This is a genomic window from Flavivirga aquatica (assembly GCF_001747085.1).
GTDB classification, from domain to species: domain Bacteria; phylum Bacteroidota; class Bacteroidia; order Flavobacteriales; family Flavobacteriaceae; genus Algibacter_C; species Algibacter_C aquatica.
The window spans coordinates 137310-155351 of the sequence record NZ_MDJD01000006.1 but is presented as its reverse complement, the minus strand read 5'-3'; the positions used below and the strand labels follow the sequence as shown (position 1 = coordinate 155351).

18 protein-coding genes are annotated in these 18042 nt (G+C 29.9%); 14 read left to right on the top strand and 4 right to left on the bottom strand.

Going from position 1 to position 18042, the window contains the following annotated elements; translation table 11 throughout:
* The first annotated feature begins 47 nt into the window (after positions 1-47).
* From A8C32_RS00765 to A8C32_RS00755, 3 genes are all read left to right on the top strand, one after another.
* Positions 48-2114, top strand: coding sequence for a T9SS type A sorting domain-containing protein (locus A8C32_RS00765; protein ID WP_083253197.1), 2067 nt, complete (start codon positions 48-50; stop codon positions 2112-2114).
* Positions 2115-2563: 449 nt separating this feature from the next.
* Positions 2564-3076 (top strand): helix-turn-helix domain-containing protein, encoded by a 513-nt coding sequence (locus tag A8C32_RS00760; RefSeq protein ID WP_069828542.1) that lies wholly within the window; start codon positions 2564-2566, stop codon positions 3074-3076.
* Positions 3036-3635 carry an IS630 family transposase gene (locus A8C32_RS00755; protein WP_083253196.1) on the top strand — a complete coding sequence of 200 codons (600 nt, stop codon included), beginning with the start codon at positions 3036-3038 and terminating at the stop codon, positions 3633-3635. The genes A8C32_RS00760 and A8C32_RS00755 overlap by 41 nt, the downstream gene beginning before the upstream one ends.
* Before the next feature lie 104 nt (positions 3636-3739).
* On the opposite strand, the gene A8C32_RS00750 is transcribed toward A8C32_RS00755, so the two are convergent.
* On the bottom strand, positions 3740-4744 hold the full coding sequence (locus tag A8C32_RS00750; RefSeq protein ID WP_083253195.1) for a S66 peptidase family protein: 1005 nt from the start codon (positions 4742-4744) through the stop codon (positions 3740-3742).
* Between the two features lie 174 nt (positions 4745-4918).
* On the opposite strand from A8C32_RS00750, the gene metG reads away from it, so the two are divergent.
* From metG to A8C32_RS00700, 11 genes are all read left to right on the top strand, one after another.
* Positions 4919-6985, top strand: a complete 2067-nt coding sequence (metG, locus tag A8C32_RS00745) for a methionine--tRNA ligase (RefSeq protein WP_069828540.1) — start codon at positions 4919-4921, stop codon at positions 6983-6985.
* Positions 6986-7022: 37 nt separating this feature from the next.
* Positions 7023-7310: a hypothetical protein gene (locus A8C32_RS00740; RefSeq protein ID WP_069828539.1), complete on the top strand. Its 288-nt coding sequence runs from the start codon at positions 7023-7025 to the stop codon at positions 7308-7310.
* Positions 7311-7390: 80 nt separating this feature from the next.
* Entirely contained in the window at positions 7391-8488 is a 1098-nt protein-coding gene (locus A8C32_RS00735; protein WP_069828538.1) for a hypothetical protein, read from the top strand.
* 230 nt (positions 8489-8718) lie between these two features.
* Positions 8719-9189, top strand: a complete 471-nt coding sequence (locus A8C32_RS00730; RefSeq protein ID WP_069828537.1) for a lipocalin family protein — start codon at positions 8719-8721, stop codon at positions 9187-9189.
* Between the two features lie 35 nt (positions 9190-9224).
* Complete coding sequence (locus tag A8C32_RS00725; RefSeq protein WP_069828536.1) at positions 9225-9929, top strand: YiaD family glycine zipper/OmpA-like lipoprotein; 705 nt, start codon at positions 9225-9227, stop codon at positions 9927-9929.
* A 140-nt stretch (positions 9930-10069) separates the two neighbouring features.
* Positions 10070-10909 (top strand): helix-turn-helix domain-containing protein, encoded by an 840-nt coding sequence (locus A8C32_RS00720; protein ID WP_069828535.1) that lies wholly within the window; start codon positions 10070-10072, stop codon positions 10907-10909.
* 93 nt (positions 10910-11002) lie between these two features.
* Positions 11003-11170 (top strand): hypothetical protein, encoded by a 168-nt coding sequence (locus A8C32_RS20465; protein ID WP_165605768.1) that lies wholly within the window; start codon positions 11003-11005, stop codon positions 11168-11170.
* Positions 11171-11301: 131 nt separating this feature from the next.
* Positions 11302-11850 (top strand): carboxymuconolactone decarboxylase family protein, encoded by a 549-nt coding sequence (locus tag A8C32_RS00715; protein WP_069828534.1) that lies wholly within the window; start codon positions 11302-11304, stop codon positions 11848-11850.
* A 102-nt stretch (positions 11851-11952) separates the two neighbouring features.
* Positions 11953-12324 (top strand): cupredoxin domain-containing protein, encoded by a 372-nt coding sequence (locus A8C32_RS00710; RefSeq protein ID WP_069828533.1) that lies wholly within the window; start codon positions 11953-11955, stop codon positions 12322-12324.
* A 171-nt stretch (positions 12325-12495) separates the two neighbouring features.
* On the top strand, positions 12496-13014 hold the full coding sequence (locus A8C32_RS00705) for a ferritin (RefSeq protein WP_069828532.1): 519 nt from the start codon (positions 12496-12498) through the stop codon (positions 13012-13014).
* Positions 13015-13329: 315 nt separating this feature from the next.
* The gene (locus A8C32_RS00700) at positions 13330-15447 is read left to right on the top strand and encodes a Tex family protein (RefSeq protein WP_069828531.1); all 2118 of its coding nucleotides are present in this window, start codon (positions 13330-13332) and stop codon (positions 15445-15447) included.
* A gap of 132 nt (positions 15448-15579) precedes the next feature.
* Here A8C32_RS00700 and A8C32_RS00695 read toward each other — a convergent pair whose 3' ends face one another.
* From A8C32_RS00695 to A8C32_RS00685, 3 genes are all read right to left on the bottom strand, one after another.
* Positions 15580-16581, bottom strand: coding sequence for a lipocalin family protein (locus tag A8C32_RS00695; protein WP_069828530.1), 1002 nt, complete (start codon positions 16579-16581; stop codon positions 15580-15582).
* A gap of 230 nt (positions 16582-16811) precedes the next feature.
* Entirely contained in the window at positions 16812-17243 is a 432-nt protein-coding gene (locus tag A8C32_RS00690; RefSeq protein ID WP_069828529.1) for a TerB family tellurite resistance protein, read from the bottom strand.
* Between the two features lie 199 nt (positions 17244-17442).
* A complete protein-coding gene (locus A8C32_RS00685) occupies positions 17443-18012 on the bottom strand; it encodes a hypothetical protein (protein WP_069828528.1) in 570 nt (189 codons plus the stop codon).
* Positions 18013-18042 lie beyond the last annotated feature (30 nt).

Here is an 18042-nt window from a genome sequence, read left to right as displayed (position 1 = left end):
AAAACAATAAAAAAAGAAATATGAAAAATTAAACCCCAAAAAGAATTATGAAAACTAAACTTACATTTTTTGTATTAATGTTTATTAGCATGACCATTAATGCTCAACAGATTGAAAATTACCCACTAGGCCAAACTCCAGCCATAGGAGAGAAAAAAATGACATGGATTTTAGCTGAATTTGAAGGAGAAAAAATGCCTGATAATATTATGGATAGGCTAAGAGGAACCACTAAAACATTCAATGAGTATATCTCTATGGTATCTAGAGATTTATTAAAAGTAACCTCTACATACAGTCCCGTTTATAAAATTAATGGTGCAGATGCAACAAATGCATCGTCTATTGCAGAAAAGCATGAAATCATGATGAAATATGCAAAGGATAATGGTTTTGATGTAGATGGTAGCTATATTATTTACGTTATTGCTTCAGAAGACCTTCGTGGATATGGAGGAACAGGAAGTGGAAATGGATCTACAGGAGCTTCTACCTTAGGTGCGGCAAATATATGGATTCCAGGATCGGTACATGAAATGTTACATATGTTTTCTGTAGGACACGCAGAAGCTATTGATGGAGGAGATAAAGTTTTTCCAGGAGATAATGTTGGAGGATTAGATCCCTACTTTTTTCTTGGTAGTGAAGGCCCAGATGGGAAAGATTGCCCTTATGGAACAGATCAATGTGAGATATATTTCACGCTATCATTACCTCACAAAGGTAGAGTAGGTTGGATAAAAGAAGGCGAAGTTGAAGTTTCTCAAAATATAGGAGAAGCCAAAACATTTAGAATTTATAATCATGATATAGCCGATAGAAGCGGTACTCAAAAATTAGGTGTTTATTTAACAGATTATTTTGGAGAAGGTTTGTTTTCAATTAGCTATGTTAAAAATGCATTAGGAAGAAGAACAAATAATGGCGGTATTTTAGTTCATTATGTTCCTTATGTAAGTCCTGCCGTTTCTCGTTTGTTAGATTTAACACCAAATTCTATAACATCGAATACAGAGCAACCAGGGAATGTTACTTTCGACCATCTTTATGATTTTGGAGATTCTGCATTAGGTGAAGGGAAAAGCGGAACTGTTAACGATTTGTTTACCATAGAAGTTTTAAAAGAAACTAAAGTTGGAGATAAAAATTATTATGTAGATTTTAAGATTACTCCTATAGCTTGCCCTACAAATTATAGTTTTGCTTTAGAAGAATTTGAATATAATAATATAACAGGTACACAATGTGATCCTGAACTTGTTGAGTCTTGGAATATAACAAATGATAGAAAAGACCAAGTCGCTTTAAATAATAATTCGCTTTCTTATAGCGGATTAAGCGCAAAAGGAAAGAGTCTTCAAATTAAACCTAAAAATAATTCGTCATTTAGTTTTAGTAGACGATTAAAGGAAGGTTATACATCCGGTAGTACTATGTGGTTAAGCTATTTATTAAAACCAAATAAATTAGGAAATGGTCACTTTTTTATATCTCCAAGCGACAACCTTGAAGCTGCTATAGGTAAAAAATGGGGTAGAAGTTTTGCAATAAATAACTCATCAAAAAACACAAAAGAAGCTTTAGAAGGAGATACTTTTCTTCTTGTTGCTAAATACGAGCTTAAAAAAAATGAGAATGATAATATTTTCTTATGGGTTAATCCAGATATAACAGTTACTCCTAATATTAATAATACAGTTGCAGAACGTATAGGAGAAGTGGATTTTAATAATGGTATAAATGTTATATCTGTAAATTATAGTGGTTATGGAAGTGGAGATTATACAGTAGATAGAATAAGTGTAAGCGATACATTCAAAGGTTTATTTACTGCAAAATCTTTAAGAATAGATGATATAACAGAGCCTGAAGAGGCAAATGCTATTAAAATATATCCGTCTCCTGCAGATAATGAGATTTATGTTAGTACAGGTACAGATCGTTCAATAAAAAATATAGAAATCTATAATATAACAGGGAATAGAATAAAAACTGTTACAAGTAGAGAGAATCTCACTCAAATCGATATAAATGATTTGGCTACAGGAGTGTATTTTGTAAAAGTTAAGCAAAAAGACAGATTAATAAAGGTATTTAAAATTATAAAATCCTAAAAAAATAGTGTAATAGAGCTACGTATTTAAATATAGGTAGCTCTATTATTTATACACCAGTATAACACGTGATGTTGTTACATTTCTATTTTAGAGTATTTGGTATTCTAGAATAGAATTAAAAAAAGCAAGATCCAAAATTAATTAATCCCCTCAAATATCAAACTTTACTATTATGAAAAAATATATATAACCCTTCTCTTATTATTTCAATTACAAGTAGGTATATCGCAGTCTTCGGTTGCTAATATTATACCTTGGCCAAAAAATGTTACCGCAAACGCAGGGACATTAAAACTTACTATAAATAGTGAAATAACTTATACAGATCCAGCTTTATTAAGTTTGGCTAATATTATAAAAACAGATATTAAAAACCATACTGGTTTAAATTTAACAGTAACACCAATTAAATTTCAAATATTAGAGTATTTTTCATATATTTATTTATGAGTAAAAAAGTAGATTTTGAATTAAAAGAAAGTATTTTAGAGTTACAAATACTTCGTAAAAAGACAAAAAGCAGTCGTATTGAAAAGCGTCTATTATTTTTAATCTTAAAAGACGAAGCTAAATATAGTACTAGAGAACAGTTAGCAGACTATTTAAATATAAATGAAGCTACGCTTCGTATTTGGTCGAAAATCTATATAGAATCAGGTTTAGCATCATTATTAACCATTTCTTCAGGTGGTCCTAATAACACGAAAGTAAGCTCAAATGTTCATAAAGGACTTGAGGAAAAACTTAATGATTCATCGAATCCCTTATTGGGTTATAATGACGCTGTTAGCTGGGTTAAAAAAACATTTGATATAGATATAAAATACAATACGCTTCGAACCTATATGAAACGCCATTTTGGTACAAAACTAAAAGTACCCAGAAAATCACATTACAAGAAAGAGGAGCAAGCCATTGATGTTTTTAAAAAACTTTCCAATTCAACTAAATCAAATTAGAATTAGTCTTAATAAAGATAAATATACCTCAGTAAATCTATATTATCAAGATGAATCTAGATTTGGATTAATAACTCATATAGGAAGATGCCTTACAGCTAAAGGAGTTAAGCCTATAGTCAAATATCAACATGCTTTTAAAAACACCTATTTGTATGGCAGTTTTTCTCCTATCAATGGAGATTCCTTTGTTTATGAAATAGAAGGAAGAACTAGTGAGATTTTCCATAAATATCTTGTAGCTTTTTCTATGTATAAGCCAGAGGAATTCAAAATTATAATTATTGACAATGCTGGGTTTCATTCCATGAAAAACTTCGAAATACCAGAAAATATAAAGCTGATCAGAATACCTCCTTATAGTCCTGAACTAAATGCTTCTGAAAAAATATGGGCATATATTAAACAATTTTACAAAAACAAGGTTTTTCATGATTTACAAAAACTAAAACTTTGGCTGCATACATTTATCAAAGACGAATTAAATCAAGCTATTATTAAAAGTATTACCAATAATAATTTCTTTAATAATACATTTATTCAATGTTTTGAAATTTAATTGGTATAATATAAATGTTGTGTTGATTTACATTTTTATATGATGCCAATTCTTAATTTAAAATTTTTCTATTGCAGATAATTTTAAATTAGGAATTGGTATTGTTATTTATTGAAAATAATAGAAGTTTGTTCACTATCTACTATCAATTGAATTTTTCTGCCAAAAATTAAAGCTTGATTGTTTTTTTCATGTCCAGCTGGCATATTAAAAGCAATAGGGAAATCGTAATCAGACAAAGCATCTAAAATAAGTTGTTCAATAGACGTTCCCCAAAGCGTTGTATTCTTTTTTAGTTTGGTCATATCACCAATAATAACACCTTTACAATTATTAAAATAGCCAGCACGTTTTAAACTTTGTAGCATGCGGTCTATGTGGTATTTGTATTCGCCAATCTCTTCAATAAAAAGTATTTTTTCAGACGTGTTAATACTAGTTTTAGAGCCTAGCATAGTGTGTAACATAGTAAGATTTCCACCAACCAACTGTCCAGAAGCAGTTCCTTTTTTATTATAACTAGAAGCTTTTAGTTTATAAGACAAAGGTTTTCCAAAAACAGCAGTTTTAAAAGTTGAAATAGACGCTTCTATTTCAGATAAATTTTTAGGAATACTTACACACATTATAGCATGTAAACTTTCAACGCCTTGATTATGGACTTGGTTATGAAGTGCAGTAATATCAGAATATCCAATTAACCATTTAGGGTTTTGTTTAAATTTAGAATAATCTAATTTATCTAAAATTCTAACAGCACCATAGCCGCCACGAGCACACCAAATAGCACTAATCTTAGGGTCATCTAAAGCTTTTTGAAAATCTTCGCAACGCTCATCGTCTGTTCCAGCAAAGTGGTTAGACTTCTTAAAAACATGTTTCCCAACAATACTATGCAAGCCCCAGCTTTTTAATAGTGCTTTAGCTTGTTGAACTTCTCCTGCTCTATTTTTTAAAATCCCAGAAGGCGCAACAATAGCAACAGTATCTCCAGCTTTTAAATACGGTGGTTGTTTTAAAGTCATGTTTTGTTTTTGAGCTAACGTTATTTTCATTCCGAAGAAAACAAAAGCGCAGAGTAAGCTTATTTTTAATAGATTTTGTGACATAATGTAAATGTACATTTTTTTTCTAAATCGCTGCTTAATTGATTACTTTTGTGGCTTCAAAATGGAGGTATTTCAAGAGAAATATAAGAATTTATTGCGTTTAAGTACTCGTTGGAGTATGTAAACACAATTTACCATTTTTGAAATAGACCTTATAATTTAATTTTAGATTTGATGAACACACCAAAAAGATATACAGTTACTACAGCTTTACCATATACAAACGGTCCTATTCACATTGGGCATCTAGCAGGCGTTTATGTGCCAGCCGATATTTATGTGCGTTATTTAAGGCTAACAGGAAACGATGTAGCTTTTATAGGAGGTAGTGACGAGCATGGTGTGCCCATTACAATTAAAGCAAAAAATGAAGGAGTATCTCCGCAAGATATTGTAGATAAATACCATGCTATAATTAAAAAGTCTTTTGAAGATTTTGGAATTACATATGATAATTATTCACGTACATCGGCTAAAATTCATCATGAAACAGCATCAGAGTTTTTTAAAACACTAGATGCAAAAGGAGAATTTGTAGAAGAAATCACAGAGCAATTGTATGATGAGCAAGCAAATCAATTTTTAGCAGACCGTTTTGTAATTGGAACGTGCCCTAAATGTGGTAATGAAGAAAGTTATGGAGACCAATGCGAAAATTGTGGAACAAGCCATAATGCAACAGATTTAATAAATCCTAAATCTGCAATTACAGGAAACGTACCAACTTTAAAGCAAACAAAACACTGGTTTTTGCCATTAGATAAGCACGAAGCATTTTTAAAAGAATGGATTTTAGAAGGACACAAAAAGGATTGGAAATCGAATGTTTACGGACAATGTAAATCTTGGATAGATGATGGTTTACGTCCACGTGCAGTAACCCGAGATTTAGATTGGGGAATTCCAGTGCCAGCAGAAGGAGGAGAAGGAAAAGTATTGTACGTTTGGTTTGATGCTCCAATAGGATATATTTCATCTACTAAAGAATGGGCAGAGAGAGAAGGAAAAGATTGGGAGCCATATTGGAAAGATAAAGACACTAAGTTAGTGCACTTTATAGGTAAGGATAATATTGTATTTCACTGTATTATTTTTCCAGCGATGTTAAAAGCAGAAGGGTCTTATGTTTTACCAGAAAACGTGCCGGCAAACGAGTTTTTGAATTTAGAAGGAAATAAGTTATCTACATCTAAAAATTGGGCAGTTTGGTTGCCAGAATATTTAGAAGAATTTCCAGATCAACAAGATGTCTTGCGTTATGTATTAACAGCTAATGCACCAGAAACAAAAGATAACGATTTTACATGGAAAGATTTTCAAGCCAGAAATAATAACGAATTAGTTGCCATTTTTGGAAACTTTATTAATCGTGTAGTTGTACTAACCTCTAAATATTATGATGGTGTTATTCCAGAGCCTTCTGAGTTTTTAGAAGTAGATGAAGAAACTCTTGTAGCTGTAAAAGCTTACCCAGATGTTATAGCGAGTTCTATAGAGCGTTACCGTTTTAGAGAAGCAGGTCAAGAATTAATGAATCTAGCAAGATTAGGAAATAAATATTTAGCAGATGCTGAGCCATGGAAAGTTATTAAAGTGGACGAAGATCGCACAAAAACTATTATGTATGTTGCGCTTCAAATAGCATCGGCACTAGCAACTTTAAGTGAACCGTTTTTGCCGTTTACATCTACAAAATTGAAAAATATTTTAAATATAACGTCTGGTGGAGTAGGAACGTCATGGAACGAAGTGAGTACTAAAGACGTTTTACTACCAGCAAATCATAAAATAGAAAAAGCAGAATTGTTATTCTCTAAAATTGAAGATGAAACTATTCAGAAACAATTAGATAAATTAGAAGCTAATAAAAAGGCGAATGAGATAGCAAATGCTAAAGTAGAGCCACAAAAAGAAACAATTACTTTCGAAGACTTTACTAAGCTAGATATTCGTGTTGGTACTATTTTGGAAGCAGAAAAAATGCCAAAAGCAAAAAAACTATTAGTTTTAAAAGTAGATACAGGAATAGATGTGCGTACCATTGTTTCTGGTATTGCTGAAAGTTTTACAGCCGAAGAAGTTATAGGTAAACGGGTTACTGTTTTAGTAAATTTAACACCAAGAGCTTTACGTGGTGTAGAAAGTCAAGGTATGATTTTAATGACTGAAACACCGGATGGTAAACTCGTGTTTGTAAATCCAGATGATGCTAGTGTTGGAAACGGATTGCAGATAAGTTAAAGCACTCAATAAATATCAGAAAATCTTATAAATAGGGATGATTAAAAAAATAGTATTCCTAGTAGCCTTTGTTTCTATTGTTAGCTACTCTCAGGGAAAATTAATAGCATTTAAAAATGATTTAGATAAATCTAAATTTACTTTAAAAGAGGTTATTCCAGCTGTAAATCAAAAAAACGATGATATGTCTTTGTTTTTTATGAATTCCAAACAAGTTTTTGGGTATTTATTAAATGATAAGTTTGAAGTAATAAAAAAGCTAAGTTTAGAAGACAAAAGAAGAAAGTATAATACAATAATAGGTTATAGTATAAAAGATATTTAAATTACACGCTATATTTAACAAATAAGGTTAAAAATAAGTTTGCAGCCATAAACTTTTCTTTTGAAAGTGAAAATGCTACTTTGAATGAGTTTAAAATAGGGGATCCTTTTGATAAATTTATTCAAACAGCTACTATAAATAATACGTTTTATCTAATATCTATTAGAAGTCAAACTTCTGTTTTAAGTTTTTATGCTTTAAATGATATCAATTTAAAAGCTCCTGTAAAAGTTAATTTAGAAAAAGAATCTTTTATTAATAGAAGTAATAGAAAAACAACATTACATAATCTTTTTACGTTAGGAAGTACAGGAGCTGTTGAAAGGATTGATGTTAAAAAAATTGATGAAAGCACGCCAAATTCAATAGATATAACATCAGAAGAGACGAAACTCTATATGAAAAATAATAAATTTATTTTTACATTTGATAATAATAGAGGTGTTGTTCAAATTTTAACAGTTAATCCTTATGACTATAGCTATACTTTTAAAACTATTGATAAGCCTTTTAAGGCCGAGAAAAAGTTAGCAAAAAAGAGTAATTCCTTTATTTTAAACTCTAAGTTATTTGTTATTACTTCTACTAAAAAGGATATGGAAGTTAATATTCAAGATTATAGTTCTGGAAAATTATTAAAGAAAATCAAATTAAATGTAAACGATAAGATTACTTTTAAAAACACACCAATTATTCAAGAAGGGTGCGTTTATAACGATTATAGAGAATTAGAAAGCACAAAAAAATTCTTAAGAAAATTGACTATGGGAGATATAGGTATTAGTGCCTATAAGCAAAATAATGAGTATTTGGTGACAATAGGAAGTGAAAAAGAAGTATCAAGAGGTAATGGAGGTATGATGATGATGCCTATGGGTGGTTTTGGTGGGGTTCCAATAGCTGCTTTAGGGTCGGCAAATGTATTTTTTAACCCTACTTTTTTTGCATACAATTCTTATTCTAAAACAAAATCGGTTCATATAAAATCACTATTTGATTTAGATTTTAATCACATTGATAAAGAAATAGAAAATAATTTTTTTGATAAAATAAAAAATCATGCAATGCCAGGTAACCTTTTAGCAGCTAAGACTATTTTTAAATATAAAGATTATTTTATTCTCGGTAATTATATTTCAAAATCTAAAACATACATCTTGAAGAAATTTGATGATTAATGTCTGAAATTCGCTCATATTTCATTACTTTTTTTACATGTAGCGATATTATGTCTTTCAAAAAGTGCTTAATCTGAACAAACTTCAACTCATTTTCGATTAAAAACAAAAAGTTAAGATGAGTTCATTACTAAAAATTAATCAAAGAGTATTGTGTAAAAAAAACATTTTTATAAAGTTATAATCTAATATTTGATTAGTTTTGAAGTAAAACACTTAATTATTAAAATATGAAAAAACTTATATTAGTAGTATTTGTATTAGCTCTAATATCATGTGGATCTTCTAAAACAGTTAGAGCTTCAAAAAAAGTTATTAAAGGAAGTTGGGAGTTAAGCGCTATTAGTTACAGTAAAAGTGGAACTTATGATGTTACATTATTGAATGATACGTCTAAAGTCTGTTTTGAAGGTAGTAATTGGCAATTTATTCCTAATAACAATACGGGAGTTTATACAATAAATAGTGCAGGTTGTTCTTCTGGTGAGCGTCATTTTATATTTACTATTGATGAGGTCGATGCTAATACTGGGCTTTATGATTTTCTTTTAAAGCCTACTAACAAAAAAGGGAAATCTGAAACAAATAAAGGATTTAGATTGAAACTAACTGAATTATCTGACACCGAAATGGAGTGGCAACAAACTTTAAAAGTAGACGGAGCACCATTTACAATAAGTATGAATTTTAGAAAAAATTAAATTACCCATAATTAATTTAAAAAAAAATTAAAGACATGAATAGGTTTATAAAAAACATTGGGATTGCATTTTTAACTCTATTATTAACTATGAGTTTAATAAATTGTAAAGCAGTACAAAATGCCAATAACAAACAAAAAGGTGGTGTAATTGGAGCTACAGGAGGTGCTATTTTAGGTGCTATAATTGGTAATAATGTAGGTAAAGGAGGTAATGGCGAGTTAGGTGCTGTTATTGGTGGTGTTATTGGTGGCGGAGCTGGTGTGTTAATTGGAAGCAAAATGGACAAACAAGCCCAAAAAATAGAAGAGGAAATTCCAGGAGCTGAAGTTAAACGTGTTGATAATGGTATAGTAGTCACTTTTGATGAAAACAGTGGCGTTTATTTTGCAACTAATAAATTTAATATAAACGCAGCATCAAAAGCAACGTTGAATAAATTAATAGCTGTATTTAAAGAATATCCAGACACTAATATTTTAGTTGTTGGTCATACAGATAGTGCTGGAGATGAATCATATAATATGACCCTGTCAAAAAACAGAGCCTATGCAGTAACTAACTATTTTTCAAATAATGGTTTAAGTAGTGGTCGATTTACAACAAATTGGTTTGGAGAAAAACAGCCTATGTATAATAATGCTACAGCAGAAGGTAGAGCAAAAAATAGACGTGTAAATATCGCTATTGTACCTAATGAAAAAATGATTAATGATTCTAAAAAAGAAGCGAATAATTAATTATAGTATTTGTTTTCAATTTTAGTAAACTCGTTTTCTTAATAAATTATTGGAAAACGAGTTTTTTTAATTAATAATGAGAAACCTACCTTAAGTAATATAATATGTAATGTTGTTATGAAATAAGAGACTAAGTGAAAATGTTAAAAATATTTACAGAATTTTCTACAGAAGCTATTCTAAAGGTAGGTGATGAGTCACTTTTAGAGTCTTATAAAGAATCTAAACAAGCAGGATTGTTTACATTTATAAGAACTACCGCTAGTAAAGCAGAAATTATAGTAGATAGTATTCCTTGCACTATTGAGCCTAATAGTATTTTAGCATTAACAACTATTCAATATATTCAATATATTAAAGGTCAAAATTTAGTCGTATATCAATTTAATAGAGAGTTTTATTGCATTAAAGACCATGACCAAGAAGTAAGTTGTGTAGGCTTGTTATTTTTTGGGAATGTACAAACACCAATTATTAAGCTTTGCGAAAAAGAGCAACGAAAATTTAAAATACTTCACGAAGTTTTTATAGACGAGCTAGAAACAAAAGATAATATACAAGCAGAAATGTTGCGTATGCTTACAGCTCGTTTTATTATTATAGCCACACGTTTGTTAAAGGCAAAAGAAGGGTTTGTCGATACAGCAAAGAATTCTAAAATTGATTTATTACGTGAGTTTAATTTATTAGTAGAATCTTATTTTAAAATAGAGCATAGTGTTTCTTTTTATGCCGATAAGTTATTTAAATCTCCAAAAACACTATCTAATAACTTTGCCAAATTAAATACAAGTCCTTTACAAATAATTCATGAACGAATTATTCTTGAAGCAAAACGACTATTAATATATAGTGATAAATCTGCTAAAGAAATTGCTTATGAAATTGGTTTTGAAGATGCTTCTCATTTAAGTAGATTATTTAAAAAACATACTGGATTATCTCCCTCAGACTTTAAAAGAAGCTTAAAGCAGCTTTAAAGGGAAGAATTGACAAGTTTTAAGGAATTCTTGTCATTTTATTTTATTCTCTTTTACTTCATCTTTGTACTGTATAATTTAAACAACAAAGACATGAATTTAAAACACATATCTATTTTCAATTTAATTGAAATATTTACATTTAAAAGAAGAAAAACCCTAAATACGATTACGCCTAAAACTTACTGTGAGCAAAAGCATATTCATGATTTCTATTGTGATGCAGAGCGACCATATTTAAGTAGTTATAAGACGAATTAATTAGTGTTTGGGAAAAATTGACAAGTGTTAGGGAAGAACATACATGGTAAATGCTTTAAGACCGACGCATCTTTGTACCAACAAAAAATACCAACAGAAATTTAATATAAAAATATTTAAAACGTATAATTATGAGCACATTTAATGTTCCAACAAGAGAAGAAGTAAATGAAAATAATCAAGCAATTTTCGATAGCTTAAATAAGGCTTTAGGTTTTGTTCCAAACCTATATGCAACTTATGCATATAGTGACACTGCATTAGAAAATTACTTAAACTTTGCTAATGCAAAAACATCATTATCGGCTAAAGAAAAAGAAGTAGTAAACTTAGCAGTAAGCGAGGTTAATAAATGTATATATTGTTTATCTGCGCATACAGCTATTGGAAAAATGAATGGTTTTACAGATGACCAAATATTAGAATTAAGAGCAGGACATGCATCTTTTGATAATAAGTTAGATGCACTTGCGCGTTTAGCCAAAAACATTACAGAAAATAGAGGGAGAACCGATGCAAGTATTCTTGAAAACTTCTTTGAGGCTGGTTATACCAAAGGAAGTTTAATAGATACCATATCATTAGTAGGAGATAAGACTATTTCTAACTATGTACACCAAACAACCCAAGTACCTGTAGATTTTCCTGTAGCACAACCCTTGGAAGGAGCAACAATATAAATATCATAAATTTAATCTATAAAGTTTAATAAGCTTATAGAGTAATCAATAATAATTAATAAAGAGTTCCACTTACGTGGACATAATAAACTATTTAAAATCATGAAAAAAGTAATTTTAATTTTAGTAATCGCATTAGTATTCGTATTAAATTCTAACGCACAAGGTGTAGTAAAAACTATCTCGCTAGAGCAAACAAAAGGTGAATTCACTCAAAAAGGGTTAACTGTAAGCGAAGGGTCTTACGTATTCGAAATAGCAAATAATCATGTTGGAACAGATGTTGGTTTTGTTTTAGTACCAAAAGGAAAAGATGCTACTAAACCAGAAAACCATATAAAAACAGCTTATGTAACAACTGTTGTTAAGGATGGTAAAGTAGAAAAATCTAATGCAACAACTTTAAAAAAAGGAGAGTATGTATATTTCTGTCCTTTAAACAAAACACCACAGTATGCACTTATTGTTAAGTAATTTTGAGGTTTGATTAATAACAGTGATTAAGGTCCTTCTTCTCAGAAGGACTTTTTTTGTTTTATTAAGATAGTGAATAGGTAGCTATATCTAGTTTAGACTATGGAATTTATTGGTAATGTATTTCAAATGCGTTAAGAATTGTGTAATTTTACATAAAAGAGAGAAATTATGTTATCAAAAACAATAGAAGAAACTTTAAATAATCAGATAAAAATAGAAGCAGAATCATCTCAGATTTATTTAGCTATGGCTGTTTGGGCAGAGGTAAAAGGGTTAGAAGGTGTGTCTAACTTTATGTATGCACAGTCCGATGAAGAGCGCGAGCATATGTTAAAACTTATAAAGTTTGTAAATGAAAGAGGTGGTCATGCAAAAATATCTCAGTTAGCAGCCCCAAATATTACTTTTAATTCTTTTAAAGAAATGTTTGAAAAATTATTGGAGCATGAAGTTTTTGTGTCGGAAAGCATCAATGAATTAGTGCATATAAGTTTAGAAGAAAGAGACTATGCAACACATAATTTTTTACAATGGTATGTTTCTGAACAAATAGAAGAAGAAGCTGTAGCTCGTACTATTTTAGACAAAATTAATCTTATAGGTGATGATAAAGGTGGCCTTTATCTTTTTGATAGAGATATTGAAAATCTGACAGTTACTTCTGCTTCTGCTGAAGGTTTAGAGTAAATTTTAGAAATTAATCTTATTTAGATTTAATAAAAATAACTATATTTGCCGCATTATCTAAAATTTAGATTTTATTTTGGGCAAAAAGAAGCAAAAAAAAGCAATAAAGAAAATGAAAGTATCAGGGTTTGAGATCCCTGAAAAAGTAAAAATGAGTTGCTGTAAAAAATATAAGAAAAGTGAAAACAAGCGTTGTAAAAAATGTCCTTGTTTTGATTTACTTAAAAAAGTTGCATAACTTTACAAGATAAACGATAATAAATAGAGACCTGTCTGATTTTTTGAAACCAGACAGGTCTTTTTGAATTAAAGATTATGATAAAATTTATAACAGCCCAGACTCAATTACCAGAGCAATCTGTAAAGAATACAATTGAACTCCTTAATGAAGATTGTACCATTCCTTTTATCTCGAGATATAGAAAAGAACGAACAGGAAATTTAGATGAGGTTCAAATTGGAGATATATTAAAGTTTAAAGAGCATTATGAAGCTTTAGAAAAACGTAAAGCAGCAATATTGAAAGCCTTAGAGGAACAAGGTGTTTTAACTTCAGAATTAAAGCAAAAAGTAGAGTCTTCTCAAGATTTAACTGCGCTTGAAGATTTGTATTTACCTTATAAGAAAAAACGAAAAACAAAAGCAGAAGCAGCAAGACAATTAGGATTAGAGCCTTTGGCGAAAATTATAATGAGTCAGAATGCTAATGATGTAGAGTCTGTAGCATTTAAATATGTGAAAGGAGATGTGAATTCGGTTGAAGGTGCTTTGGAAGGAGCAAGGTATATTATTGCAGAGTGGATTAATGAGCGTACAGATGTTAGAAATAACATTCGTTATCAATTAGAGCGTTTTGCTATGATTTCTACCAAAGTGGTGAAAACAAAAGCAGAGGATGAGAATGCTCAAAAGTTTAGAGATTATTTTGATTGGGAGGAAAGCTTAGGTAGAATCCCGTCGCATCGTTTATTAGCCATCTTAAGAGCCGAAAAAGAAGGCTTTATTCGTGTTAAGATAGCTATTGATGATGATCGGGCTTTGGATAAAATTGAAAATAGAATTATTCGCTCAAATAATGAATGTGCAGATCAAATTGAAATAGCTATTAAAGATGCATATAAACGTTTGTTATTACCATCTTTAAGTAATGAAGCATTGCAAATAGCAAAAGATAAAGCCGATGAATCTGCTATAACTGTTTTTGCGAAAAACTTAAAGCAATTATTGTTAGGCTCTCCATTAGGTGAAAAACGCATATTAGCCATCGATCCTGGTTTTAGAACAGGTTGCAAAGTGGTTTGTTTAGATGCCCAAGGACAATTAAAGTATAATGAAACCATATATCCGCATCCACCAAAGAGTGATAGTGTAGGAGCGATGAAAAAGATCAGCTCTCTTGCAGATGCCTATAAAATTGAAGCTATAGCTATTGGTAACGGAACAGCTTCGCGTGAAACAGAAGCACTTATTAGAAAAATACATTTTAAAAATGATATTCAAGTTTTTGTGGTAAGTGAAGCTGGCGCTAGTATTTATTCGGCTTCAAAAATAGCACGAGAAGAATTTCCAGATTATGATGTTACTGTTCGAGGATCGGTATCTATAGGTAGACGTTTACAAGATCCGTTAGCAGAATTAGTTAAAATTGATGCAAAATCTATTGGAGTGGGGCAGTATCAACATGATGTAGATCAAATCAGGCTTCAAAAATCATTAGACACTGTAGTTGAAAATTGCGTGAATTCGGTAGGTGTAAACATTAATACAGCGAGTAAAAGTTTACTTAGTTATGTGTCAGGAATAGGGCCAAAACTTGCAGAAAATATTTTTAATTATAGAAATGAACACGGCGTATTCACTTCAAGAATAGCGATTAAAAAAGTGCCTAGATTAGGTGGGAAAGCTTTTGAACAAGGTGCTGCATTTTTAAGAATTAAAGATGCTAAAAATCCATTGGATGATTCTGCAGTACATCCAGAAAGTTATACTATAGTCTCAAAAATGGCTAAAGATTTGGGTAAATCTGTTCAAGATGTAATAGGTAATGCATCATTACTTCAAAAATTAGATTTACAAAACTATTGTACAGAAACTGTAGGTTTACCAACGCTTCAAGATATTGTTAAAGAACTTGAAAAGCCAGGTTTAGATATTCGCGAACAAGCCAAAGTATTTACTTTTAATCAGAATATAAAAACAATTAACGATTTACGTGAAGGACAATTGCTTCCAGGTATTGTTAATAATATCACCAATTTTGGATGCTTTGTAGATATTGGTATTAAAGAAAGTGGGTTAATTCACGTGTCAAATCTGTCAGATAGTTTTGTGAAAGATGTGAATGCTCATGTGAGTTTACATCAACAAATTATAGTAAAAGTGCTTGAGGTTGATGTTCCGCGGAAGCGTATTCAGCTTAAGCTACATAAATAGAAATGTAAATGTACTAGAATTTTAAATGCGCATTTGACAAAAAGAAGAGAGTTTTTTAATACTCTTGTTTTTATTAATAAATAGTGATGGTATGTATCATCACTATTTATTAATAAAAACAGATTATAGATATTATATTTTTTTATAGACGAATTCTATTGTTTGATTATTGGAATTACTATCAATGTATTCATATATTAGATTGATTGTCGTATCATTTTCTATTAAAATTTTAACCTGAGGTATATTTTTAAGAGCAATTGTTTTTTCGTCTTTCACAATATATTTTTGCTCACTTTTTTTGATGAATTGACAGTCTGCATTGGTATCGAAAGCAACTTTAACGTTACCTTTGGTAACTGAGGCAGAAAATGGCTTAGAAAAAGGGTAACTGATATTTATATTATAGTTTATTAAATCACTTCTGTTAAAAGTGCTTTTATGTTGTATAAATTCAAAAATATTATTAGTTTTAAATTCGATAGTATTCTTTTGTAGACATTCATTATTGTCAGTATCTATTTTCCATTTCCCTAATAATTTTGCAATAATTGCTGTGCCATCATATGTGTTTTCTTCCTCTTCTATGGTCTCATCGTCATCTATTTCTAAATCGTCAGTTTCTTCTTGGTCATCATCGTCTAAATCGTTACTGTCACTTCGTATAAAAATATCAACTTGTGTTTGTTCTTCAGAATTATTGATATTGATTTTTGAAGTTATTTCAAGGGTTTCGTTTACTAATTTAATTTCTGAAGTAGAATTAAAAAAAGTAATACTATTTAAATCGATGATATTATAGGTACCTGACTCTGTGTTTGTTTGAGAGCATATATTGGAACTTTCTGAACCTTTCTTTTTAAAAGTAATATTATAGGTGTTATTTTCAGTAAAAGTTGCAATAGATCTTTTTAAACATTCAAATTCTGAAGCGGAAACACTCTGGCTATTAATAGTGCTGCTTACTAATTTCCAATCTCCAACTAGTTTCTTTTTGGTTGCAATTACGTTTTGGGAAAGTTCTTCATTATTCTCTGCATTAGAGTCGTCATTTGACGTACAAGAGGTTAGCGTTAAATGAAATAAAATGAGAACAATAAATAGGTTACTTAATTTATTAATTGGGTTTTTCATAAATTTTAATGTTATAAATTTGTCAAGTCTGTATATCAATAGCTATGCCTAAAAAAATTTAAAAGCATATGTTATATCTATAACAGATAACTCTCTTTAATACCTACCACCAATTAAGTTAAAATTTTAAAATTCTTTTTTATATTCTTTGAGATTGGTATTTCTAGTTTTTTTCATAAAAAAAAGCGTCCAATTTCTTGGACACTTTTAATTATGAGTTTATAAAAAAACTATCTATTCATATTTTTAATTTCATTAGAAAATGTATCTAGATCAACACCATTATTAACTAAAATTAAGGCTTTATCGACAACATATCCTGAGTTATCAGGGTTAAAACCAAGGCCAACAGCTATTTTTTGTAATAAACTAACTTGATCTTGATCTTTAATATTATCTACATATACCATACGAGATAAATCATACAGGCGCTCTAAACGGCTGTCATAAGATGTTGGTGGGTTAATGGGGTGTGATTTGTAATCTTTTAAAATGATTTCATAATCTCCCTCACTAATATCTAAATTACGGGCTAATCTATCTAAAAACGCTTTTTCTTCGTTAGTAATAATACCATCATTCATGGCAACGCGAACTATGGAAGCAAAATGATCTTCATTACGCTTTTTAAAACCACTATCAAATAAATCTGAAAACGACATATATTCTTCTTTTTTTAAGTGATGCAAAACTACATATTTTTTTCATTTTTTTTGATATAAAAATAAAATGAAAATATAGTACGATAAGTCTTTATTCTCCTACTAATTATTGTGTTAAAAACGATCTACAGTAAGATAATTAAAACTAGAGGGTTTTGTTTGTTTAAAAGCTATAGTTTTTATTGTAATTTATGAGAGGTTAATTCTTAATAAATATATACCAATCCCATTCTTTAGGATTTCCAACTCCAACACTTGGCGTATATAGAAAAAGTTTAACGGTTGCATTTGGGTTTGATTTTAGATAGTCTCGAACCTTTGCTAGTTTTTGAACAGAGGCCCAAATAGGATTATAATCGTAGGTTTCGTTATGTGGGTTAAAAATATTTTCAAAACCAGATTTAGGGGTTAAAAAATCTTCTGTTTTCACCTCTTCAAAAGTATTAGAATCTAATAAAGTTGCAGGAAAATTCCTTTTGCCTGAACCAAGCCAGATAATAGATCCATCAAATAAAGTTTCGTTTAATTCTTTATAGGTGAGCTTAATATTTCCAAAGTCTCCAGGAGTTGTATATTCGTTTTTAATAGTAAAACTCGAAGTTGTATTTTTAAAAGTTAATTCTGTTCCGTTTTCAAAAGTATTTGTAAGGTAGTCTACTTTAAGTAATAGTACTTTATTTAAATTTTGATCAACAGGATTGTTGTCATCATCTTGATGACAAGAGAATAAAATGCTTAATGAGATGAAAAATAAAATCCCTTTTTTCATAATGTTTGATTTTTATACTTTATAGATGAA